Raw genomic sequence first — 22,457 nt, 5'->3', positions numbered from 1 at the left:
GAGATGTCCATTTCAGTGGCAGATTAAAAACATTGCCATCATATCAATCTCTGAACAAATACGTAAACGTGCGGCTGACGGGCAGCTTTTCCGTGCTGCCGCGCAGCAGCACCTGCATGCGCTCGGCGTCGATGCGTTCGGCCGCCTCGATGGCTTTCACGTTGACCATGGTGCCGCGGTGGATTTGCCAGAACTGTTCCGGATCGAGGCCACCCAATAAATCCTTCAGCGGCGTGCGCACCAGCGCTTCCGAGCCGGCCAGCACCACGCGCGTGTACTTGGTGTCGGCCTGAAAGAACAGCACGTCGTCAATGTCGATCAGGCGGATCTGCTTGCCCACGCTGGCCCTGATCCATTTCAGTTTTTCGCGCGGCGCGGCCGGCAGCGCCGCGCGCAGCGACTGCAGCAAGTGGGCCATGTCGGCCGGCTGCGCGCCCAGCTTGTCGCGCAGCCGGGATAGCGCGCGCTGCAGGCGCTCGGCCTGCACGGGCTTCAACAGATAATCGACGGCGCCCGCATCGAAGGCATCGACGGCATACTGGTCATACGCGGTGACAAATACCACGTGCGCCCGCACGCCGATACGCTCGGCCACTTCCAGGCCCGACAGGCCAGGCATGCGGATGTCGAGGAAGACCACGTCCGGCTCATGCTCGAGGAAACCGTCCCAGGCATCGTTGCCGTTTTCCGCCACCAGCACGATGCGTGCCTCGGGCCAGGCCAGCGCCAGCATCGTTTGCAGGCGTTCGCGCATCAGGGGCTCGTCTTCGGCGATCAGGATGGTGGCATTCATGCGGCAAGTTCTTTCAGGCTGGATGCAATTTTAATGGGAAGCAATATCTCGGCGATCACGCCCCCCTCTTCGCCGTCGCGCAGGGTCAGGCTGGCGGACGGATCGGACAGCGACAGCCGGCTGCGCACGTTTTCCAGGCCCAGGCCGCCTTCCGGCGCGCTGCCCGCGGCGCTTGCCGGCAAGCCCATGCCCGTGTCCTGCACGCGCAAGCGCAGCATGCCGTCCACCCGCAGCGCCGACAGGCTGATCTCGCCGCCGCGCAAGGATGGTTCAATACCGTGCTTGATGGCATTTTCCGCCAGGGTCAGCAAGATCATGCTGGGAATCGTCGCGTGTGCAAATTCGGCCGGCAAGTCCAGCGCATAGCGCAGGCGGGAGCCCATGCGCGCCTGCATCACGCGCAAATACGCGGCCACCATGTCGAACTCGCTTTGCAGCGGCACTTGCTCGCTGCGCATCTCCGCCATGCTGGCGCGCAAAAAGGCGATCAGGTCGGCCGTCAATGCCGCGGCCCGGCCGGCGCCTTGCGCTCCCTGCTCGGCCAGCTGTTGCACGGCGCCCAGGGTATTGAACAGAAAATGCGGCTCGATCTGCGCGCGCAACAGCCGCAGCTGCGATTCGCTCAGTTCGCGCGCCAGGCGGTCGCGCTCGGCATCCTGCTGCAGCTGCAGGGCCAGCGCTTCGTACTGACGGTTGCGCCAGGTGCTCACGACCGCCAGCGGCACCATATAAAACAACCCGGCCACCAGCAAGGCAATGCCGCCCACGCGCAGCAAGCGCTCGAAGGCCATTTCCATGGAACCCGTATCGCTCAAGCCGGCCAGCAGCACGCCGGCCGCTACCCCTGCCGCGCAGGTCGACACGATCAACAAAAGCTTCTTGAACTTGTAGCGCACGGAACTGCGGTAATTGAACCAGACGCCCACCAGGCCCCACGCCAGCGCAAAACCCAAGCCGTTGCTGAAGACCAGGGCCTTGAGCAATTCGAACCGGGCCGGCAACAGCAGGTGCAGGGTGACGCCGATGGCGCTGAACAGCAGCGTCAGCTTGAACGCGGCGATGTAAAAACCGGCGCCGCGGTACTTGAGCAGGAAATCGTGCAATTGCTGGCGCTCGATCGGCGTCAGCTTGACCAGCTTCATGGCGACGTAGCGGCGCACTCTTCCCTGGATCTGGTCCGCCATCTCGGGATGTTTCAGTACCAGCAGCGATTCTTCGTCGATGCTGCGGTACCAATCCGTATATTTTTTTAACACGATGCGCTCCCTTGGTCTGTGATTCAGGCATGAACGCAGTCTACGGCGCCACCGTGGCAGGGCATAGCGCGGGGCGACGAAGCACGAAGGGACAGGCATCAACGACGAGGTACATGGCGCCTGCCGGATCCTCGCTGCCAATATTGCTGAAATAATACGAAGTTTCCAAGGCGAAATCAATAATTGCGTAACAATTTTCACTACGGCAAGATTAGCCCCATTTATTTGCCAAATTGGCCGCAACACCGCTTGTCGCGGGCCTGTACCGTAGACATCGCTTGATCTTTAATGGTATTGTTTAAGCTTGGCAAATATTGCCTCCGAGATACACTCCGCGTCCCCATGCGGCCCGTTTCCGGATTTGCGCGCAGCGCCCACGATGGCGCCCCAAAACTGCTTTCCCACATACAATTCCATGCTCAAAAAAATGTTCGCCGCGGTGCTGATGACGCTTTCAACAGCGGCCATCGCCGTGCCCTTCGGTTCCCAGTCGATACTGGTGGTCGAAGACGGCACAGGCAAAGTCTTGCTTGAAAAAAATTCCAACGTGGTGGTGCCCATCGCCTCGCTGACCAAACTCATGACGGCCATGGTCGTGCTCGACTCAAAGGCGAATATGCAGGAAGAGATCAGCATCGACCGCGAGGATGTCGATACCTTGAAACACAGCACCTCGCGCGTGCCCGTGGGCGCCACGCTGAGCCGTCATGACGTGCTGCAACTGGCGCTGATGTCGTCCGACAACCGCGCCGCCGCCTCACTGGCGCGCACGTTCCCCGGCGGCCCCACCGCATTTGCCGTGGCCGTCAACGCCAAGATCAAGGCCCTGGGCATGCGCCAGACCGTGATCGAAGAGCCGACGGGCTTGTCGCCGAACAACCAGTCGACGGCAGCAGACCTCGTCAAGATGGCCGTGGCCGCCTCGCGCTACCCGGAAATCAGCCGCATCACGACGGATTCGAAGGACGTGATCCAGATCAAGGGCCGCGACGTGGAATACCACAACACGAACCGCCTGGTCGGTGCCAAGGGCTGGGATATCGGCCTGTCGAAAACGGGCTACACGAATGAAGCGGGCCGTTGCCTGATCATGCGCATCAAGTCGGCCGGCAAGTTCGCCACCATGATCCTGCTCAACGCGCGCGCCAATTCCGTGCGCGCCATGGACGCCGTCAACATCCGCCGCATGCTGGCGGCCGAGAACGGCATCGAAGAGCCGAAAGTGATGCGCGCCTCGGTCAGCCGGCACAAAAAAGCGCCGGCGAAACCATCCAAACGCCGCCGCGCAAAATAATTACTTCGCTTGCCGGTTGGTCATCACCACGCCGGCAATCGTTACCGCGCCGCCCACCAGCATCGAGGCCAGCACCGGCTCGCCCAGCAGCACCGCCGCCAGCACGATGCCGAACACGGGCACGAGGTTGTTGAAGACGGCCGTGCGCGACGGGCCCAGCGCTTTCACGCCCTCGTAATACCAGACAAAGCCGATCACCGTGCCGAACACGCCCAGGTAGCCGATGGCGGCCCACACTTGCCAGCCAAAGCTGTGCCATGGCACGGTGGGGAACTCCACGGCCGCCCCCACCAGCAAAAAGGCCAGGCCCCACATCGACGCATACGTGGTGGCGGCAATCGGGCTCAAGCCCTTCAGCGCGACCCGGCCGATCAGGGTGTAGGCGGCCCAGCTGGAAATGCCGCAAAACATGAATACCTCGCCCATGCCGATGCCGCCACCCGTGCCGTGCAGCACGCCGGCGAGATCGCCGCGCGTGATGACGATGGCCGTACCGCAAAACGCCAGCATGATGCCCAGCCACTTGAAGGAACCGAGCCGTTCGCGGAACAGCATGGCCGAGGCCAGCGCCGTGACGATAGGGTTCAGGGCCACGAACAGGGCCGTGCGCCCCGCCGGCATGCGCGACAGGGCCGCCAGGAAGCACAGGTTGTACAAAAAGATGCCCGTCAGGCCCAGCGCGGCCGTCGTTGCCAGCTGCTTGCGGTCCAGGCGCGGCAAGCCCCCTTCCAGTTTCCACGCCAGCACGAGCAGCAACAGCACGGCCACGCCGAAGCGGCCGCTGGCGGCCGTCATGGGCGGCATCTGCTGCGCCAGCACGCGCCCCGCGATAAAGGTGCCGCCCCAGAACAGGGCGACAAAGATCAGTTTGATGTAGACGAGCGGCGATTGCACGGAAGGCAAGGCGGCTGATGGTATGGCGGAAGAAGACATGGAATATCCTGTATGGCCGCTTGCGCGGCGGGTGGCGTCCATATATATTAATACTAATATCAACTCATGAAATAATGAGTAAATACTCATAACTCAACAAAACCACACCATGACCTTCACGCAACTGGAAATTTTTACCCTAGTGGCCGAATTGCACGGCTTTTCCGCTGCCGCCGCGCAGCTGGGCATCAGCCAGTCGGCCGTCTCGCACGCCTTGAAGGCGCTGGAAAAGGAGATGGGCGTGGACCTCATCGTGCGCCACCAGGCGTCGGCCGAACTGACGGACGTGGGCCGCCAGCTGCTCGTGCGCGCGCGCGAAATCCTCGGCTTGTCGGAGGCCATGCGCCAGGAAGCGGCCGACGTGCTGGGCCAGCGCCAGGGCACCCTGCGCATCGGTTCCTTCGGCCCGACGTCATCGTTGAATCTGCTGCCGGCCATCACGGCCCAGTTTCGCCAGCGCTATCCGGGCATCGACTTGCGCATCGACGAGGGTGCAGACCATGAAGTGGTGCAGTGGATACGCGAACGCAGGGTCGATGTCGGCTTCGTCGTGCTGCCCGACGAGCGCTTCGACACGGCGCCGCTGGTGGAAGACCAGATGATGGCGCTGGTGCCGCGCAGCCATGCGCTGGCCAGCGAAACCGCCATCACCCTGGCGCAGCTGTGCGAAGGGCCGTTCATCATGTCCGAGGCGGGATGCGCCTGCCTGATCGAACCGCTGTTCGCCAACGCGGGCTTGCAGCCGAACGTGCCCTATCGCATCAGCCAGGTGATCACCATCCTCGACATGGTCAGCCGCGGCGACGGCCTGTCCATCGTGGCAGAACTGGCCCTGCCGCAGCGCCTGCGGGAGCAGTATCCGGAACTGGTCGCCTTGCCGCTCAATCCACCCGTCAGCCGCAAGGTGGGCCTGGCCGTGCGCGACCGGCGCCAGAATACGCCCGCCACCAACGCCTTTTTCGAGGTGGCCAGGCAGATGGCTCCGACCCTGGCGCCCCGGCGCGCTTGAGAGTTTAGAAAGTCTCCCACTCCTCGCTGCGCTCCGGCTTGACGGCCGCCGCCTTTGCCGGAGTGCTGGCGAGGCGCGGCGCCATCGCGGCGCGCACCACGGGCCGAACGGGTTGCTGCTGCTGCGGCGGCGGCGGCGCCTGCCCCTCATCGAGCTTGAACACGCCCACCACCTGCGCCAGGGTGCTGGCCTGGTCTTGAAGGCTTTCCGCCGCAGCCGCAGCCTCTTCCACCAGGGCCGCATTCTGCTGCGTCACCTGGTCCATCTGCGCGATGGCCTGGTTCACCTGCTCGATGCCCGAACTCTGCTCGGCGCTGGCGGCCGTGATCTCGCCCATGATGTCGGTTACGCGGCGCACGCTGTCGACGATTTCCTGCATCGTCGCGCCAGCCTCGTCGACGAGGCGCGCTCCCGAATCGACCTTGCCCACCGAATCGTCGATCAGCAGCTTGATTTCCTTCGCCGCGCCGGCGGAGCGTTGCGCCAGGCTGCGCACCTCCGTCGCCACCACGGCAAAGCCCCGCCCCTGCTCTCCCGCGCGCGCCGCCTCCACGGCCGCATTGAGCGCGAGGATATTCGTCTGGAAGGCGATGCCGTCGATGACGCTGATGATGTCGACGATCTTCTTCGACGAATCATTGATCGAGGCCATGGTATCGACCACCTGCGCCACCACTTGCCCGCCCTTGCTGGCCACGCTGGACGCCGATTGCGCCATCTGGTTGGCCTGGCGCGCATTGTCCGCATTCTGTTTCACCGTGCTGGTCAGCTCCTCCATCGAGGCGGCCGTTTCTTCCAGCGAACTGGCTTGCTGTTCCGTGCGCGACGACAGGTCCTGGTTGCCGGCGGCGATTTCTGACGAGGAAACCTTGACCGATTCGCTGGCCGTGCGGATTTTCACGAGAACGGCGGCGATCTTGTCGATGAAGCGGTTGAAGGCGCCGGCGATCTGCGCCAGTTCATCCACGCCGGAAGCGTCGAGGCGGCGCGTCAAATCGCCTTCGCCCGAGGCGATGTCGTCGAGCGCATCGCGCACCAGTTCCAGGCGCTTGAGCATTTTGAAGACCAGCAGCGACAGCAGTAGCGCCGCCAGCCCGGTCAACAGCGCGGCCGTGACGGTGGCCGTCGTCAGCATCGTCTGCAAGGCTTGCATGGCTTCCTGCTGATCGAGCACCACGGCCAGCAGCCAGTCGGTGCCCGCCACGCGCGTGACATACAGCTTGCCGTCGCGTTCATTGAGGCGCACGGCATCGCTCGTGCGCGTGCTTTCCAGCCGGTTGACCTGCGCGGCCGACAGCGCCGCATCGAGTTTTGCCACCGGCTGCAGGCTCAGATCCTTGTTGGCATGGGCGATGATGGTGCCGCTCTGGTCGACGAGGAAGGCAAAGCTGTGCGGCGTCGGCTTGATCGCCACCACGTTGGCAATCACCGTATCGAGCAGCACGTCCGCGCCCGCCACGCCCAGCAGCGCCTCTTTCGGGCCGACGGGCGCCGTAAACGACACCACCAGCTTGTGGCTGGCCGCGTCCACATACGGCGGCGTGAGCATCGGCACGCCCGCCTTGACGGTGTCCGTGTACCAGGCGCGCGCCGTGGGATCGAAATCGGCCGGGCGGCCCGGATGGGTAAACACGGAGCGCTTGTCCGCATAGCCGATGAACACTTCCGCAAAATCGCCGGCCTTTTCCGCGATCTGGAAGGCGCGCAGCGGATCGGGCGTCTCGGCGGACATGACAACGGATGCCATGACCTTTTTCTTGCCATCGACCCATTGCGCCAGCACTGCCGACTGGCTTTGCAGCAGTTGCTGCATCTGCTGATCCGACGACGCCAGCATGCTGCTGCGCGTCGTCACGTAATTGGCAACCGACAAGGCCAGCATGGACAGTACGACAATGGCCACGCAAATGAGCACCAGCCGCGTGCGAAGGGAAGACAACATGATGGACTCCTCGTTTCGATTTTAATGGCGTGAAACAGTGCTGTTGCACCGCTTTCTCTACGCAAGTATTTTCACACAAAAATCGGAACAATTTTCATCAATATTCGGAATACAACACATATATTTCCGTGCGGAAACCTATCGAACCCTGTCAACCTATCAGCGGATCAGCCCCCTCAAGCCGCTGGCCCGCTGCGTGCGGCGCAGGATCGCGTCGAACAGCACGGCCTGCGTGGGCGAGACGAGGGTAAAGAAGTCGCGCGCGCGCGTGATGCCCGTGTAGACCAGTTCGCACGCCAGCATGGCGCCGCCTTCCTGCGGCAGCACCAGCACCGTGTGGCGAAATTCCGAGCCCTGCGATTTGTGCACCGTCATGGCGAACGCCGTCTCCACGTGGCGCAGGCGCGTGGCCAGCACGCTGCGCACATTCTCGCCCTCCAAAAAATACACGCGCAGGGAACCGGGCCGCGCAGGATCGCGCAAGGTCAAGCCGATATCGCCATTGAACACGCCGGTGCCGTAGTCGTTGCGCGTGACCATCACGGGACGGCCCACATACCATTCGCTGCGGCGTATCAAGCCATCCTTTTCCAGCCGCAGTTCGATGGCCGTGTTCAGGCCCGCCACGCCCCACTCGCCTTCGCGCACGGCGCACAGGATGCGGAACGATTCAAAACTGTGCAGCACGGCGCGCACCCAGTCGTCATGCTGCGCGTAGCCTTCGCCGCCCGCATTCACCAGTTCCAGGTAAGGCTGGTAGCCGCCCGGTGCGTCGGCGCGTCCGCGCAAGGCCAGGCGCAGCACGTCTTCCTGCTGCGCCGGCACGCTCCACGCCAGCTGGCCGCCGCTGTCGCCGGCGAAGCACGCTTTGGCCAGATCGGGCCTGCCGCCATTCACGGCCAGCGCCAGCTCGCCGATCGGACCGCTGAAGCGGTGGCTGTGGCGCAGCATCACCGTCTGCTGCGCCAGCGCGCCGGCGGCACCGGCAAAATCAGCGGGTATGGCCACGCCGCTGGCCGCCTGCGCATACGCGATGGTGGCGTCCGTGTAGCCGCCCGCCTGCGCGTCGTGGCACAAGTCGCCCAGCACGGCGCCCGCTTCCACGGACGCCAGTTGGTCCTTGTCGCCGAGCAGTATCAGGATCGCCGTGGACGGCAAGGCATCGAGCACGCTGGCCATCATCTCCAGGTGCACCATCGACGCTTCATCGACGATCAGCACATCGACGTCGAGCGGATTGCCCGCGTGATGGGCAAAGGCGCGCGTCTCGGGCCGCGCACCCAGCAAACTATGCAGGGTGCGGGCCGCCCCCATGCGCCGCGCCAGTTCCTGCAGGGGCAAGGCATCGCCCGCCTTCGCCGCCAAGCCTTCCAGCGCCTTGTCGATCGACTGTTTCAGGCGAGCGGCCGCCTTGCCCGTCGGCGCGGCCAGCGCGATGCGCAGCTGCTCCGGCTGCGGCGAGACGGCAAACAGCAGTGTCAACAGGCTCGCCACCGTGTACGTCTTGCCCGTCCCCGGCCCGCCCGTGATGATGGCCACCTTGCCGCGCAGGGCGATCGCGCACGCCACTTTTTGCCAGTCCGGGCCACCATCCTGCGCGGGCTGGTCGAACAGGATGTCGAGCCATTGCCGCACCTGCGCCAGCGGGGGATCAATCAAATCCTGTGCGCGGAGGGCGATTTTCTCGCCCACCAGGCTTTCGTCGCGCCAGTAGCGGCGCAGATACAAACGGTCGCCATCGAGCACCAGCGGCTGGCGCGCATCGGCCGCACCGACCTGCCACACTTGCGGCGCGCCGGCCAGCAGCGCGCGCCAGCCATCGACGCTGTCCGGCAGCGGACCGGAGACGGCCAGCACGGCATGCCACAGCTCCTCGCTCCAGCCCAGCAACTGCGACGGTTCGCTGGCCAGCTCAAACAGCATCAAACAGCTGTGCCCCCGTCCTTCCAGCTCGGACAGCACCACGCACGCCACGGCCACGGCGGGCGCATGCGGCGCATTCTCGTCCAGGCTGGCGATGAAACGGGCAAAGGCGGCGCTCAGGCGGCGCAGATGGCCATTCTCGGCGATGCCGTCGACATGGGCAAACAAGGCGTTCATCTGTGCGTCATGCTGCATGGTGTTCCGTTTCTTCTAACAGTTGATCGAGGCCGTCCAGCAATTCCAGCTGCGGCGCCAGCCAGTAGCAGCCATGTGTATCCGCATTCGCTATGCCGCGCAAGAACAGGAAGATGGCGCCGCCCAGGTGCTCAGCCGCATCATAGGCATCACCGAGCCGGCTTTTCAGCAGCCGGTGCAGGGCCAGCATGTAGATGGCGCCCTGGATGTCGTAGCGGTGCTGCGCCATGCCGGCCGCCAGCGCCTGCGTGTGGTAGGCACCGTCGTTGGCGCCCAGCGCATTCGACTTGTAGTCGAGCACCCAGTAGCGGCCATCCCTTTCGATGACCAGGTCGGCAAAGCCTTTCAGCATGCCGTGCAGCTGGCGCCGCGGCAGCACGGGACGCGGCGCGCCATCGAGCAGCAAGCGCGTGCACAGCTGATCAAGCGCCCCCGTGGACAAATGCTCGCTGGGGAACCAGAACTCCATCTCGGACAGGGTGCTATCGAGCTGCGACAGCGACGCATCGAGCAGCGGCAACGGCGTGAGGGCGATTTCCCTGAGCCAGGCGATGGCGTCTTCCTGGCGATGGCCCCAGCCGGCCCGCTCGCAGCGCGCGGCCAGACGGGTATTGAAGTGCTCGTCGTGGACGCTGTCAAAACCTTCGCTGCCCATCCACTCGAGCTGCTCGTGCAGGAAATTGCCGGGCACGGAGCCACGCGGGAAGCGGTGCCATGGCGCGTCGCCCATGTGCATCTGCGAAGTCACGGCGACAGCCGTGCCATCTTCCAGCAGGGTTTCCTCCAGCGCCCGTTGCGGCACGTGCGCGGCCGCCACGGCACCGATCTGGCGCGTCAGCGACGTAAAGCTGCCCACCGACCAGTCGCGCTCGAACTCGCCCGCGAACACGGGCGCCGGACGCAGCTCGGGGCGCCGCTCGACCCGGTCCAGCACCGTGCAGGCATCGGGCTGCGCCAAAGAAGCCACGTAGATGGCGTCGCAGCTGCCCGCCACCTGCTGCCAGCGCAGCAGCAGCTGCTCCGCCGGCAGCTTGTCGCCGCCCGTCAGCAGGTAGCCGAGCGCCGATTCGTGCAAGGTGTTCTCGCCCGCCTTGCGCGCCGCCTGGGCGGCCACGCCCAGCCACAGGAAGTGGCGCGCGCGCGTCAGCGCCACATACAGCAGGCGCAAGTCTTCCTCTATGCGCGCCTCTTCGACCGCCGCCATGGCCTCGTCGGACAAGGACAGGTCGAGGCGGCGTTCGCCATCCTCGCCCGCATAGTCGAAGAAGCTGCGGTTGCGTTTGTCCACCTTGCGCGCCGTGACGGCAAACGGTAAATAGACCAGCGGATATTCGAGTCCCTTGGATTTGTGCACGGTGATGACCTTGACCAGCTCCGCATCACTTTCCAGGCGCAGCACGCGCTCGTCGCCGCCCTCGCCTTCGCCGGCGATCTGCTCGGCCAGCCAGCGTATCAGCGCCTGCTCGCCATCGAGCTGGCGGCTGGCCGATTGCAGCAGTTCGGCCAGGTGCAGCAGATTCGTCAGCCGCCGCTCGCCGCCCGTCTGCTGCAGCAGCATGGCGGGCAATTGCAGCTCGTGGATGAAGCGGCGCAGCATGGCCAGCACGCCCTGGCGCTGCCAGATCAGGTGCAAGGCCTTCAACTGCTCGACGCGGCGTTCCCATTCCAGTTCATCGCTGGACAGGCGCGCCAGCTCGCCCAGCGACAGGCCGATGGTGCGCGTGGCAAAGGCGGCGCGCGCCAGTCCCCCGTCGAGCGGATTGGCCAGCGCCGCCAGCCAGCGCAGCACATCTTGCGCTTCCTCGCTGTCGACGACGGAATCCTTGTCGGACAGGTACACGCTGGCGACCCGGCGGCGCGCCAGCGCGCGGCGGATGGCCGCCGCTTCCTTGCGGTCGCGCACGAGGATGGCGATATCGGCCGGCTGCAGGCGCGTAAAACCGTCGGGGCCAGTAAAACCGGCTTGCGCATCGCCCAGCATGGCGACGATATGTTCGGCGCAGTGCTGCGCGAAATACTCGCGGTAGCTGTCGCCGCGCAGCCCTTCATCGCTGGCGCAGGCGGCCAGCAGGGCCGGCAGCGGGCCGCTGGCGTTCACCAGGTATTCGGCGCGGCCCTTGGCATCGACGGCTTCGAACGGCAGCGGGTTCTCGCCATTTTTCCGGTAGCGGAAGGCACCAAGCGGCACTTCGGCGCGCTCGGCGTGCAGGAACAGCTGGTTGACGGCCGCCACCAGGGGCGCCGTCGAACGGTAGTTGGTGCCCAGCTGGTAGTGGCGTCCCGTCGTCGCGCGCCGCGCCGCCAGGTAGCTCTGGATGTCGGCGCCGCGAAAGCCGTAGATCGACTGTTTCGGGTCGCCGATCAGGAACAGGCCCAGGGCCGGATCGTTGTCGGCAATGCGGTACAGCAGATTGAAAATCTGGTACTGGGCGGGCGCCGTATCCTGGAATTCATCGACCATGGCCAGCGGATACTGGTCGATGATGCGCTGGCGCAGGGCCGTGCCATTCTCGCCGGCCAGCGCGTCGTGCAGGCGCTGCAGCATGTCGGCAAAGCCGAACTGGCGCGACTGGCGTTTTAGCTGGTCCATGCGCCGCGCGATGGCCGCCGCAGCATGCAGGTGCAGCTTGTGCGCCAGCGGCGTGAGGCCCGCCAGGGCGATGCCCAGCCCTTCCGTATGCTCGAAGCACTCGGGCACCTGGGCCGTGAAACTCTTGGCAAACGCATCCTCGATGCCGAACGGCGTCAATCTCTCCCACGCCTTGGCCGTGATGGCCGGCTGCAGCAGCAGCGGGTCTTGCGCCCAGCGGCGCAAGCCATCGAACCACTTCGCCAGGTTCTCCGGCTTCATCTTGACGCCGTTAAAACACTTGGGATTGGCGGCGCGGTGGTCGTTGATCCAGGCGGCCATCTGGTCCACGCGCTCGACCCATCCCGCCTTCAGGGTGGCCAGCTGCGCGGCCAGCGCCCGCTGTTCGCGCGCGATCAGCGCGGATAATGGCTCCTCGTCCGCCATGCCCATGATGTCCGCGCGGCGCGCCAGCTCGCGCGCGCCCTTCTTCAGCGCCCCCACGTCGGGCCAGCAGGCCAGCAGCACGTCGAGCGCCTGCGGCGGCAAGGGATAGACTTGCTGGCGCCAGTAATCGTGGGCCGCATCCTCGAACAGGGCTTGCTCGTCGCTGACCAGTTCTTCGTCGAACAGGCTGCCGCTGTCGAACGCGTGCTCGCGCAGCATGCGCTGGCACCAGGCGTCGATGGTGAAAATGGCCGCTTCATCCATCGTCTCGGCGGCCAGCATCAGCCGGTGCGCGGCCTTTTGCCGTTCGCTCTCGTCCGGATAGGACTCGAGCAAGGCGTCGAGAAAGGGGTCGCTGCCGCCGGATTCAATGCCAAATTCGTGGCGAAAATAGGCGGCCGCTTCGATCAGGCGCTCGCGCACGCGGTTCGACAATTCGCGCGTGGCGGCGCGGGTAAACGTCATCACGAGGATGTCGGCCGGCAGCAAGGGACGCGTAAAACGGCTGTCGTCGTCGCCATGCCCCAGCACGAGCCGCACGTACAGCGCGGCGATGGTCCAGGTCTTGCCCGTGCCGGCCGAGGCTTCGATCAGGCGCGAGCCGTGCAGCGGGAACGCCAGGGGGTTGAGCAGATGGCTCGTCATGGTTCTTCTCCCGCGCCATCGAAGGGCGCGCTGATAGGGTCGATCGTGATGTGTTCTTGCAGCCAGTCGGCCAGCGGGCCATACAGCTCGCGCGTGCAGTCTTCCCAGGCTTCTTCCGCGGCCAATGCGGAAAACTCGGGCCACAGGCGCGCCAGGCACAGTTCTTCGCGCTCGCCAGACAGTTCAAAACCGCCATCATAGATGGCGCGCGGGTCGCCCTGCTGCACCAGCGCCAGGCCCGTCTTGCACGCCGTCGGCAGCGGATGGTTCATGCCTTCGCGCCACAGCGCCAGCAAGATGGCCAGCGCATCGCGCGACGTGGCTGGATCGAGCGGCGCCATGCTGACGATGGCGTCGCGCGCCACCAGGTAGCCGGTAACGGGAAAGCCGAGGGCGGCGGCGGCCAGCTGGCGCAGCCACATCAGCATCAGCTTGTCCCCGCGCGCCAGGCCGCCCTTGTCCGTCACCTTCGAGGAAATCTGCATCAGCCAGGCCGTGTCCTGCCCGTTGCTGCACAATTTGTCGAGCCAGTCGTCGATCTGCAGCTCGCCAAACGGCAAGTTGATGGCGCGCTTCTCGGCCGCCAGCGGGAACGAGGCGCGCAGCGACAGCCACGCGCTGCGCACGGGCACCAGCGCCTCGACCAATTGCGCCTGCACTTGCCGCCCGATCAGGCCAATCGGGAGCACGCCTTCGCGCGCCAGCTTTTCCGCGCGCGCTTCCAGGCTGGCGCGCACGTCATCGAGCGCTTCAACGGCGCCGCCGTCGTCCAGCATGGTGTCTTCCAGCAGATAGCGCTCGAGCGCGTTCAGGCCGAACGGCTCTTCATCCTCGCCCAGCATGGCCGCATCGGCGAAATACACGCTCAAGCGGCGGCGGAAAAAGTATTTGACGGGCTGGCGCAAAAAGCTGGCCAGCTCGCCCAGCTTCAGCCGCGTGCCGGGATCGAGCTCGTAAGGACCCAGCGGCAGCACGGCGGCCTGCGCATCCGCATCGGCATGCGCGACACGCCATTCGCGCGCGTAGGTCAGCAAGCCATCGGCCTCGAAATAGCGGCGGCTGAACGGCTGCAGCGCATGCTCGGTGGTCAGCGATGCAAGGTGCCGGTCCAGCGACCAGCCGGCGGCCAGGTAATCGCGCAGCTGCGACACCAGCACGGACGGCGGCTGCTCGGAATTGTCGCGCACATTGCGCCCCACCCAGCTCACGTACAGTTTGTCGCGCGCGGCCAGCAAGGCTTCGAGCATCAGGTAGCGGTCGTCGTCGCGGCGCGAACGGTCGCCGGGGCGCGCCATGCCGGGCAGCGCCAGCAAGTCGAAATCGGCCTTCTGCGCGCGGCGCGGGAAATCGCCATCGTTCATGCCCAGCAGGCAGACGACGCGGAACGGCACGGCGCGCATCGGCATCAGGGTACAAAATGTGACGCCGCCGGAGACGAATTGATGGTTCAGGGTCGGCTCGTCCAGCGCGCCCAGCCACGCCACGCGCAGCACGGACAGCGGCACCTGCTCGACAAAGCCCGCGTGCTCGCAGGTTTCCAGCCAGCCCTGCAAGGCGCCTTCCAGCTGGGCCAGGGTCAAACGGTCGCCCTCGTCGTCGGCGTCAAAAAAGGCGGCCAGCAGCACACGCGCCTGCACGCCCCACTCGGTTGGCGTGCGCGCGCCGGCCAACACGGTGCGCCAGTGCAGCAGCGCCTCGACCAGCTGCGCAAGGGACCCCGCCAGCGCCGCATCGAGGCCGCCCACTTCCGCATACGGCTCGATGCCGCCAAAGCTGGCGCCACTGCCGCTGGCATAGCCGAGCAGCATGCGCCGCACGCCGAAGATCCACGCATTCTGCTCGCCGGCCGCGCCCAGCCCCAGGCCGGCGCGGTGTTCCTGGTCCAGGCCCCAGCGCACGCCGGCCCCTTCGATCCACGCGCCCAGGGTGACCAGGTCGTCCGGCTGCAAGCCGAAGCGGGCCGCCAGCGCCGGCACGTCGAGCAAGTCGCGCACTTCGCTCTGGCGGCAGCGCTGCTGCGGCAGCTGCAGCAGCCACTCGAGCGCGACGAGCAGCGGATTGACGCTGCGGTCCTTCACGTCGCCGATCTCGAACGGGATGAAGCGCTCGTCATTGCGCCGGTACTGGCCGAAGACGGCGTGGATGGCGGCCGTAAAAGTGTCGATGTCGGGCACCATGACCACCACATCGCGCGGGCGCAAGCCCGTCTGGGCGCTGTGCGCGAACATGGCCAGTAGCTGGTCGTGCAGCACTTCCACTTCGCGCTGCACGCTGTGCGCCACGTGGAATTCGATCGAGCGGTCGCCTGGCTCGGGCGGCACCTGCTCATGCTCGGCCAGCGGGCGCAGTTCGCGGATGGCCACCTGCACCTGCTGCAGCAGGGTCTCGCCCGTTTCCTCGCCAAACAGGTCGATGCGCAGGCTGTCGTCGCGACCCTCGGCTTGCGCGTGTTCGTCGAATTCGTCGAGCATGCGGATGAAATCGCGCCCTTGCCTGCCCCAGCTGGCCAGCAGCGGGTGGCTGTGCGCATGCAGTTCTTCCAGCGGAATCTGCGCCAGGTCGGTGCCGTTGCGCTGGCGCTGGCGCTTGTTTTCCGCGCGCAGCAAGTCGCGCCCGTCGATGATGTCGCCCCAGTAAAACTGGCACGGATTCGGTACGGCCAGCACCACCTGCGTGTGGCGCGCCAGCGCGGCCAGCGCCTGCAAGGTCTGGTACGGCAGCGCCGACACGCCAAACAGCACGACACGGCGCGGCAGCTTGCCGGCAGGCGCTTCGCCGGCGGCGATCGCCGCCAGGAAGGCGTCGTGGATATCGGCGCGGCCCGTGTCGCGCTCGAACGGCTCCACGTCGGCCGCCACGGCGCGCCACAACTGCGCCTGCCAGCGCTGGTCATCCTTCAAAACAATCGCTTCGCCGCGCGCCGTGCGCAACTGGTCGCGCCCGGCCGCCCAATCGGCCAGCCAGTCGGCGCGGTAGACCTGGTACTGGTCGAACAAATCGGCCAGGCGCTCGGCCAGCTGCAGCCGGCGTTCGCTATCGCCATCGGCAAGGAAGTAGCGCAGCGGCGCGAAGACCGGGTCGGTCAGCAAGGACGGCAACAAGCGCATCAAACGCCACGTCAGCGGGGACTTATCGAACGGCGACACGCGCGGGACGCGCTCGCGCCCCAGCATGCCCCGGTAGCTTTCCCATAGCAGGCGCGCCGGCAGCGCGATGCGCGTGGCGGCGCACACGCCCATCTCCTCGGCCAGGGCGATCTTCAGCCACTCGGCCACGCCGTTTGACTGCACCAGGAAGATATCCGTTTCCAGGGGCGCCAGCGGATGCTGGCGCAGCCACTGGAAGACAGCGGCGCGCAGCTGTTCCAGCTGGTTGCCATGCAGGATGAGGAGGCCGGGCGTGACGGGAGTATGCATGCTGATCCGATGGGTTGCCGCGCCTCCGGCCGGGTGGCCAGAGACGTCAAAGGCATATTATCGCCGCTGCTTGGGTCAGGGGGCGTCGCTGGCGGCAAATTCCACTGAAATTTGTTCTGCCACCTGCGCCAGCGCCGGCCCGAGCGCCGTCAGCAAGGCGCGCGCCTGCTGCAGGTCGCCGCCCAGGCGCAAGCCTTCGATCGACGTGCACAGGCCCGCAAAGGCATGCGCGCCCACGGCCAGCGCCGACGATTTGCTGCGGTGGCCCAGGTCGGCCAGGCGCCCCAAGTCTTCCAGCGCCATGGCCTGCTCCATTTCGGCGATGCCGTCGCGCGCCGTATCGAGAAACAGCTGGGTGTACTTGCGCATCTTCACGGCGTCATTGCTGAACGTGAGCGCCAGCGTGGCCAGGTCGAGGATGGCCGTGTCGCGCAATTCCGGCGACGCGGCCGATGGCGGCGCTTTCGGCGCTGCCGCCGGCCTCTCGCCCGCGCGCGCATGGCCGATGCCGCCAATGCCTCCACGCAGGCGGAACCATTTCGCCAGCAGGTGAAACAGCAGATTCGGGGCGATCGGCTTGGTCACGAATTCGTCCATGCCCGCCGCCAGGCAGCGGGCGCGGTCTTCGCTGCCCGCATTGGCCGTCATGGCGATCACCAGCAGGCCGACAAGCTGCGGATCGGCGCGGATGCGGCGCGTCGCCTCGAAGCCGTCCATTTCCGGCATCTGCACGTCCATCAGCACGCAGTCATAGCGCTGGTGGGCCAGCAATTCCAGCGCCTCGCGGCCATTGCAGGCGACGCAGACGGTGGCGCCGGCGTCTTCCAGCAATTCGCAGCCCACCTGCTGGCTGAAGACGTTATCTTCCACGAGCAGGATGGACGCGCCGCGTATCACTCCCAGCACTTCCGGCTCCACTTCGGCGATGCGCTCGTCGCTGGCCTGCGTGCTCTTCTCCAGGCGCGCCGTGAACCAGAAGGTGCTGCCCAGGCCAGGCTGGCTGTACACGCCCACCTTGCCGCCCATGAGCTCCACCAGCTGCTTGCTGATCACCAGTCCCAGGCCGCTGCCGCCATACTTGCGCGTGGTCGACGGGTCCGCCTGGTGGAAGGAGCGGAACAGCTGCGCCACCTCTTCCTGGTTCATGCCGATGCCCCGGTCCTGCACTTCGAAGCGCAGCATGCTGTGGCTGCCCCGCTCCTCGGACTGGCGCACGCGCACGAAGATGCTGCCATTGTCGGAAAACTTGATGGCGTTGCTGGCCAGGTTCAGCAAGACCTGCTCCAGGCGCAGCGGGTCGCCACGCCAGCGCTGCGTCAGTTCCGGCGCGATATCGAATTGCAGTGCCAGGCCCTTGACGGCGGCCGCATCGCCGAGCTGGCTGGCGATGTTCGCCAGCAGGGTATCGAGACGGAAATCCAGCACTTCCAGTTCCAGCTTGCCCGCCTCGATCTTGGAAAAATCGAGGATGTCGTTGATCAGGCCCAGCAAATGCTGGCCCGAATGGAAGATTTTCTGCAGATAGTCGCGCTGGCGCGCGTCGGCCACGGATTTCAGCGCCAGGTGCGCCATGCCGATGATGCTGTTCATCGGCGTGCGGATTTCATGGCTCATGTTCGACAGGAAGTCGCTCTTGGCCTGGCTGGCCGCGTCGGCCTGCTCCTTCAGCCGGTGCAGTTCCGTCACGTCGGTGGACAGGCCGATCAGGCCCGTGACGGGACCGGGCAAGCCCAGCGGCACCTTCACGCTCCACAGGTGATGCACCTGCCCTTGCGCGTCGACGAAGCGCTCCTCGCCGACGAACTTGGCGCCGCTGTCGAACACCTGGCGCTCCGTGCGCTGCGCGGATGCCGCCGCATCGCCGAGCATCAATTCGCCGTCCTGGCGGCCGATCAGCTGCTCCGCCGAACGGCCCAGTATCTTCGCCGTGCGCGCATTCACGTAGCGGTAGCGCAGGTCGGCATCCTTCATGTAGACGTAGGCGTCGACGCTGTCGAGCACCGTATCGAGCAAGGTGCGCTGCGCCACCGCGTTGCGGCGCGAGCGATACAAGGTAAAGATATAGCCATAAATGAGCAGGGTGCCGGCCACGCCGACGGCCAGCGCCAGCCATGGAAAATAGCGGTCGAAGGGGCTGTACAGCTCCGCCTTGCGCACGCGGAAATGGGCTTTCCACAGGCCGCCCTGGTACGCCACCGGCAGCACCTGGTCGAAATAGTCGGCATCGCTGCCCGGTTGCGGCGGCGGGGCCGTCAGGTCGCCACCGTCGTTGAACAGCAGGCGGTCCTGCGGCGTGATGCGCCAGACGCCGTCGGCAGGCAGCGCCTCGGCGGCGCTGTACAGGGTCAGGTGCAGCGGTTCCAGGGCGCTGCGTTCGAGTGCGCTGTGCACCAGCTGCGCCACGCCAAAGCCGATGCCGACGGATCCCTGATAGGCGGCGCGCCGCTCGGCCACGCTGCCTTGCGGCATGCCATTGCGGTACACGGGCAGGCGCATGCCCAGGCCCACGTGCGCGGGCGGTCCCTTGATCATGATCACCTGGCCCGACGCGCCGACCTCGCCGCTGTCGCGCGCCTGCGCCAGGGCCTGCGCCACCAGCGGGTTGGCGCCGATATCGACGCCCATGCGCTCGGCCAGCAGGGAGTCGGGTTCCAGGTAAGTGAGCACCGCGTATTCCGGCCGCTCGCCGGGCGGGCGGATGGTGAATGCGGGATAGCCGCGCGGCGCCAGGCTGGTGTCTTTGCGCACGGCCTCGATGAAGGCGGCGCGCTGCGCGGACGGGACAGCCACCGCGTAATTGACCGATTCGATGGCAGGGAACTGGCGCGCGATATCGAGGCCGGCCACGTAATCGTGGAACTGGCGGCGCGTCAGGTGCTCGCTGGTGCGGAACAGGGCTTCGAGGCCGCGCAGCAGGTCGGAATAGCTTTTTACGCGCGTGGCCAGGCTATGCTGGGCGCCATGCGTGAGATTGTCGAAACGCTGTTCGGCGTCGTCATTGACCGTGCGCGCCGCACCCGCATACAGGGCGCCGCCCACCGCCAATGCCAGCAGCAAGCCACCCGCCCAGATCCTGATGCCTGATCCCGCCCCGCCCTTGCTCAAAGTGTGCATTGTCAATCGCTTATTCCGGTTTCCTCGAATGTGCGGCGCTCCGGCCAGCCAGCAAGTACGAGGATACTATCAAAGCTCCTGCCAGACGCGCTTGTGCAAGAAAAAAAGCGCGCATGATGGTTGCACTGGAAAACAACGCGCGCTTAAGCCTCCCGCAGCTCACCGGCCAGGAAGTCGCAAAAGGCGCGCACCTTTTCCTGCACATGGCGTCCGTCGGGCATCAAGGCATACACGCCGCGCCTGGCCATGCCGTGCGACGGCAGCACGCGCACCAGGGCGCCGCTGGCCAGCAGCGGCGCGGCGACGAACGACGGCAGCGCGCCCACGCCGATGCCCGCCACCAGCATGTCGGCCAGCAGCAGGCTGCTGTCGGCGGAAAAGCGCACGGGCAGGACGATGCTGCTGCTCCCTTCCGGGCCGGCCAGCTGCCAGATGCCGGGGCTCTCGGCCAGGCGGTAAGCCAGGCAATCGTGTCCATGCAAATCCTGCGCCTGACGGGGCGTGCCACGCCGCGCCAGGTAGGCGGGCGCCGCGCAAATCATCTGTTCGACGTCGCCCAGGCGGCGCGCCACCAGGGTCGAATCGGCCAACGCGGCGCGGATGCGCAGCGACACGTCATAGCCCTCGCCCACCACGTCGCGCAGGCGGTCGTCCAGGGTCATTTCGATTTTGACTTCCGGATAGCGGTCCATGAACACCGGCAGCAGCGGCGACAGCACCTTCAGGCCAAACGACAGCGGTGCATTCACGCGCAGCCGCCCCGCCACCTTGCCGGCGCAGCCGCGCGTGGCCAGTTCCAGCGCATCGATTTCATCGAGCAGGCGGCAGCATTCCAGATAATAGGCGCGTCCGCCGTCCGACAAACTCATGCGCCGCGTCGTGCGCACCAGCAGCACGGTCGCCAGATGCGCCTCCAGCTGGCGCACCTGCTTGCTGATGGCTGCCGCCGACTGATTGAGGTCCAGCGCCGCCTTGCTGAAGCTGTCGCGCTCGACCACCTTGCGAAACACGCGCATGTGCGCCAGGATATCCATGATTCTTTCCTTCCAGTTGAATATCTTATTATTTTATCGCTAATTATCAATGAATTGGAAAATAATATGATGGCGGCTTCTTCATTCATGTCACGCAAGGAGTACCCCATGTTCAAACCATCCGCCACCCTGACCACCGTGCTGCTGGCGCTGCTGGCCGGCACAGTGCAGGCCGCCCCGGCCGCCGCCCTGCCGGAAGTGGGCATCAGCCCCTGGGGGCCGAAAGACGAGATCGGCCGCCTGAACCTGATGACACCAGCCTCGCGCGCCGCCATCCTGGCGCGCATCGACGGCGGCAAGAGCTACGACCTGGCCGTCGATTTCTATGTCGGCATGCCCAGCTGGCAGGCGGCCGGCGATCCGCCCTACCAGATGTGGATGACGCACACGCCGAAGGGCAACGTGGTGGCCGACTCGATGAACGTGGGCGAACAGATGAACCGCCACGTCAGTTATACGGGCTCGGCCGTGTCCATGTATGCGCACATGGGCACGCATATCGACGCCCTCAATCACTTTGGCTTGAACGGCAAGATCTGGAATGGTTTTACGGAAGAGCAATACCTGGGCGACCGGGGCTGGACCGTGACGGGCGCCGAAAAGCTGCCGCCCATCGTCGCGCGCGGCGTGCTGATCGACGTGGCCGTGGCCAAGGGATTGCAACAGTTGCCCGACAATTACCGGGTCACGCGGCAAGACTTGCGCGCGGCGCTGGCAAAACAGAAGGTCTCGCTGGAAAAAGGCGACGTGGTGCTGATACGCACGGGCCGCATGCAGCACTATGAGCAGGCGCAAGCGTACATGGCCAATCCCCCCGGCCTGTCGCTGGACGCGGCAAAATTCCTCGTGGAAGATGGCGGCGCCATGGTGGTCGGTGCGGACAACCTCAGTTTCGAAGCGTTTCCGTCCGAAGTGGCAGGCAATTACCTGCCCGTGCACACCTATCTGCTGGCGCAGCAGGGCACGCCCATCCTGGAACTGGTCGACCTGGAAGCGCTGTCGCGCGACAGGGTCTACCAGTTTGCCTTCATCGGCGCTTCATTGAAATTCCGTGGCGGCGACGCGGCCCCCATCCGTCCCGTGGCGCTGCCGATCCGCTAAATCACACGGTCGCGGCCAGCAAGCCCTGTGCGCCATGGTCATCCCAGGCATCGGCGCAGCGCACCACCTCGCCCACGACGATGATGCTGGGGCTGCCCAGGCCGCTGGCCAGCAAGTCGGCAGGCAAGGCTTGTAAGGTACTCAGCAACTGGCGCTGCGCCGGCAAGCTGGCCGATTGCACCACGGCCACGGGCGTGCCTGGCGCCATGCCGCCGGCCAGCAAGCCGGCCTGGATGGCGGCCACCCGGGCCACGCCCATGTAGATGACGAGGGTGAGCTTGCTCTGCGCCAGTGCCGTCCAGTTCGGCTCGGACGCGCTATCCTTGCCATGGCCCGTGACGAAGATGGCGCCCTGGCTCCAGCCGCGGTGCGTCAGCGGCACGCCGATGCTGGACGGCGCGGCCAGGCCGCTGCTGATGCCAGGGATTACTTCGACGGCCACGCCGTGGCTGCGCAGGTAGGCGCGCTCTTCGCCGCCGCGCCCGAACAGATAGGGGTCGCCCCCTTTCAATCGCACCACGTGCAGGCCGGCGCGGGCTTCGGCCAGCATCAGGCGTTCGATGAAGGCTTGCGGCGTGGAAGCGCAGCCGCCCCGCTTGCCCACCTCGACCACGCGCACGCCGGGCGCCGCATGCGCGAGGATGGCCGGGTTGACGAGGTCGTCGATCAGCACCACGTCGGCCCGCGCGATGGCCTTCACCGCCTTGATGGTCAGCAGGTCCGGGTCGCCGGGGCCGGCGCCGACCAAAGTCACGCTTCCTTGTTGTGCCATGATGAAATCTCCCA

General features: G+C 65.9%; 13 protein-coding genes. 3 read left to right on the top strand and 10 right to left on the bottom strand.

Features of this window, described 5'->3' with window-relative positions; all coding sequences use genetic code 11:
- Positions 1 to 43: 43 nt before the first annotated feature.
- Both U0004_RS12670 and U0004_RS12665 read right to left on the bottom strand, forming a co-directional pair.
- A complete protein-coding gene (locus tag U0004_RS12670; RefSeq protein ID WP_034777866.1) occupies positions 44 to 793 on the bottom strand; it encodes a LytR/AlgR family response regulator transcription factor in 750 nt (249 codons plus the stop codon).
- On the bottom strand, positions 790 to 2,049 hold the full coding sequence (locus U0004_RS12665) for a sensor histidine kinase (protein WP_070253643.1): 1,260 nt from the start codon (positions 2,047 to 2,049) through the stop codon (positions 790 to 792). Before U0004_RS12665 ends, U0004_RS12670 begins: the two co-directional genes overlap by 4 nt.
- A 415-nt stretch (positions 2,050 to 2,464) precedes the next feature.
- Between U0004_RS12665 and U0004_RS12660 the strand changes: the two genes are divergently transcribed.
- The gene (locus U0004_RS12660) at positions 2,465 to 3,343 is read left to right on the top strand and encodes a serine hydrolase (RefSeq protein ID WP_035826880.1); all 879 of its coding nucleotides are present in this window, start codon (positions 2,465 to 2,467) and stop codon (positions 3,341 to 3,343) included.
- Here U0004_RS12660 and U0004_RS12655 read toward each other — a convergent pair whose 3' ends face one another.
- The gene (locus U0004_RS12655) at positions 3,344 to 4,276 is read right to left on the bottom strand and encodes a DMT family transporter (RefSeq protein WP_070253644.1); all 933 of its coding nucleotides are present in this window, start codon (positions 4,274 to 4,276) and stop codon (positions 3,344 to 3,346) included.
- Positions 4,277 to 4,385: 109 nt separating this feature from the next.
- On the opposite strand from U0004_RS12655, the gene U0004_RS12650 reads away from it, so the two are divergent.
- A complete protein-coding gene (locus tag U0004_RS12650; RefSeq protein WP_070253645.1) occupies positions 4,386 to 5,285 on the top strand; it encodes a LysR family transcriptional regulator in 900 nt (299 codons plus the stop codon).
- A gap of 4 nt (positions 5,286 to 5,289) precedes the next feature.
- On the opposite strand, the gene U0004_RS12645 is transcribed toward U0004_RS12650, so the two are convergent.
- The 6 genes from U0004_RS12645 to U0004_RS12620 form a co-directional block, all read right to left on the bottom strand.
- Positions 5,290 to 7,227, bottom strand: a complete 1,938-nt coding sequence (locus U0004_RS12645) for a methyl-accepting chemotaxis protein (RefSeq protein ID WP_071653603.1) — start codon at positions 7,225 to 7,227, stop codon at positions 5,290 to 5,292.
- 159 nt (positions 7,228 to 7,386) lie between these two features.
- A complete protein-coding gene (gene recD, locus U0004_RS12640) occupies positions 7,387 to 9,345 on the bottom strand; it encodes an exodeoxyribonuclease V subunit alpha (RefSeq protein WP_070253646.1) in 1,959 nt (652 codons plus the stop codon).
- Complete coding sequence (gene recB / locus U0004_RS12635; protein ID WP_070253647.1) at positions 9,335 to 13,006, bottom strand: exodeoxyribonuclease V subunit beta; 3,672 nt, start codon at positions 13,004 to 13,006, stop codon at positions 9,335 to 9,337. Before recB ends, recD begins: the two co-directional genes overlap by 11 nt.
- Positions 13,003 to 16,422 (bottom strand): exodeoxyribonuclease V subunit gamma, encoded by a 3,420-nt coding sequence (gene recC / locus U0004_RS12630; protein WP_115057465.1) that lies wholly within the window; start codon positions 16,420 to 16,422, stop codon positions 13,003 to 13,005. Before recC ends, recB begins: the two co-directional genes overlap by 4 nt.
- 75 nt (positions 16,423 to 16,497) lie before the next feature.
- Positions 16,498 to 19,536 carry a CHASE domain-containing protein gene (locus U0004_RS12625; RefSeq protein ID WP_070253648.1) on the bottom strand — a complete coding sequence of 1,013 codons (3,039 nt, stop codon included), beginning with the start codon at positions 19,534 to 19,536 and terminating at the stop codon, positions 16,498 to 16,500.
- Between the two features lie 143 nt (positions 19,537 to 19,679).
- Positions 19,680 to 20,570 carry a LysR family transcriptional regulator gene (locus tag U0004_RS12620; protein ID WP_070253649.1) on the bottom strand — a complete coding sequence of 297 codons (891 nt, stop codon included), beginning with the start codon at positions 20,568 to 20,570 and terminating at the stop codon, positions 19,680 to 19,682.
- Between the two features lie 108 nt (positions 20,571 to 20,678).
- Between U0004_RS12620 and U0004_RS12615 the strand changes: the two genes are divergently transcribed.
- Entirely contained in the window at positions 20,679 to 21,671 is a 993-nt protein-coding gene (locus U0004_RS12615; protein WP_070253650.1) for a cyclase family protein, read from the top strand.
- Between the two features lies 1 nt (position 21,672).
- On the opposite strand, the gene cobA is transcribed toward U0004_RS12615, so the two are convergent.
- Positions 21,673 to 22,443 carry a uroporphyrinogen-III C-methyltransferase gene (gene cobA, locus U0004_RS12610; protein WP_070253683.1) on the bottom strand — a complete coding sequence of 257 codons (771 nt, stop codon included), beginning with the start codon at positions 22,441 to 22,443 and terminating at the stop codon, positions 21,673 to 21,675.
- Between the last annotated feature and the right edge of the window lie 14 nt (positions 22,444 to 22,457).

The organism is Janthinobacterium lividum (assembly GCF_034424625.1).
Taxonomy (GTDB): Bacteria; Pseudomonadota; Gammaproteobacteria; order Burkholderiales; family Burkholderiaceae_D; genus Janthinobacterium; species Janthinobacterium lividum.
The sequence above is the reverse complement of the archived record's forward strand: the minus strand, read 5'-3'. Positions and strand labels throughout refer to the sequence as shown.

Bases quoted from the DNA above. Each gene is read 5' to 3' on its own strand.
- U0004_RS12620 (WP_070253649.1), bottom strand. From the start codon at position 20,570: ATGGATATCCTGGCGCACATGCGCGTGTTTCGCAAGGTGGTCGAGCGC.
- U0004_RS12655 (WP_070253644.1), bottom strand. From the start codon at position 4,276: ATGTCTTCTTCCGCCATACCATCAGCCGCCTTGCCTTCCGTGCAATCG.
- U0004_RS12625 (WP_070253648.1), bottom strand. From the start codon at position 19,536: ATGCACACTTTGAGCAAGGGCGGGGCGGGATCAGGCATCAGGATCTGG.
- U0004_RS12650 (WP_070253645.1), top strand. From the start codon at position 4,386: ATGACCTTCACGCAACTGGAAATTTTTACCCTAGTGGCCGAATTGCAC.
- U0004_RS12670 (WP_034777866.1), bottom strand. From the start codon at position 793: ATGAATGCCACCATCCTGATCGCCGAAGACGAGCCCCTGATGCGCGAA.
- U0004_RS12645 (WP_071653603.1), bottom strand. From the start codon at position 7,227: ATGTTGTCTTCCCTTCGCACGCGGCTGGTGCTCATTTGCGTGGCCATT.
- cobA (WP_070253683.1), bottom strand. From the start codon at position 22,443: ATGGCACAACAAGGAAGCGTGACTTTGGTCGGCGCCGGCCCCGGCGAC.
- recD (WP_070253646.1), bottom strand. From the start codon at position 9,345: ATGCAGCATGACGCACAGATGAACGCCTTGTTTGCCCATGTCGACGGC.
- recB (WP_070253647.1), bottom strand. From the start codon at position 13,006: ATGACGAGCCATCTGCTCAACCCCCTGGCGTTCCCGCTGCACGGCTCG.
- recC (WP_115057465.1), bottom strand. From the start codon at position 16,422: ATGCATACTCCCGTCACGCCCGGCCTCCTCATCCTGCATGGCAACCAG.
- U0004_RS12615 (WP_070253650.1), top strand. From the start codon at position 20,679: ATGTTCAAACCATCCGCCACCCTGACCACCGTGCTGCTGGCGCTGCTG.
- U0004_RS12660 (WP_035826880.1), top strand. From the start codon at position 2,465: ATGCTCAAAAAAATGTTCGCCGCGGTGCTGATGACGCTTTCAACAGCG.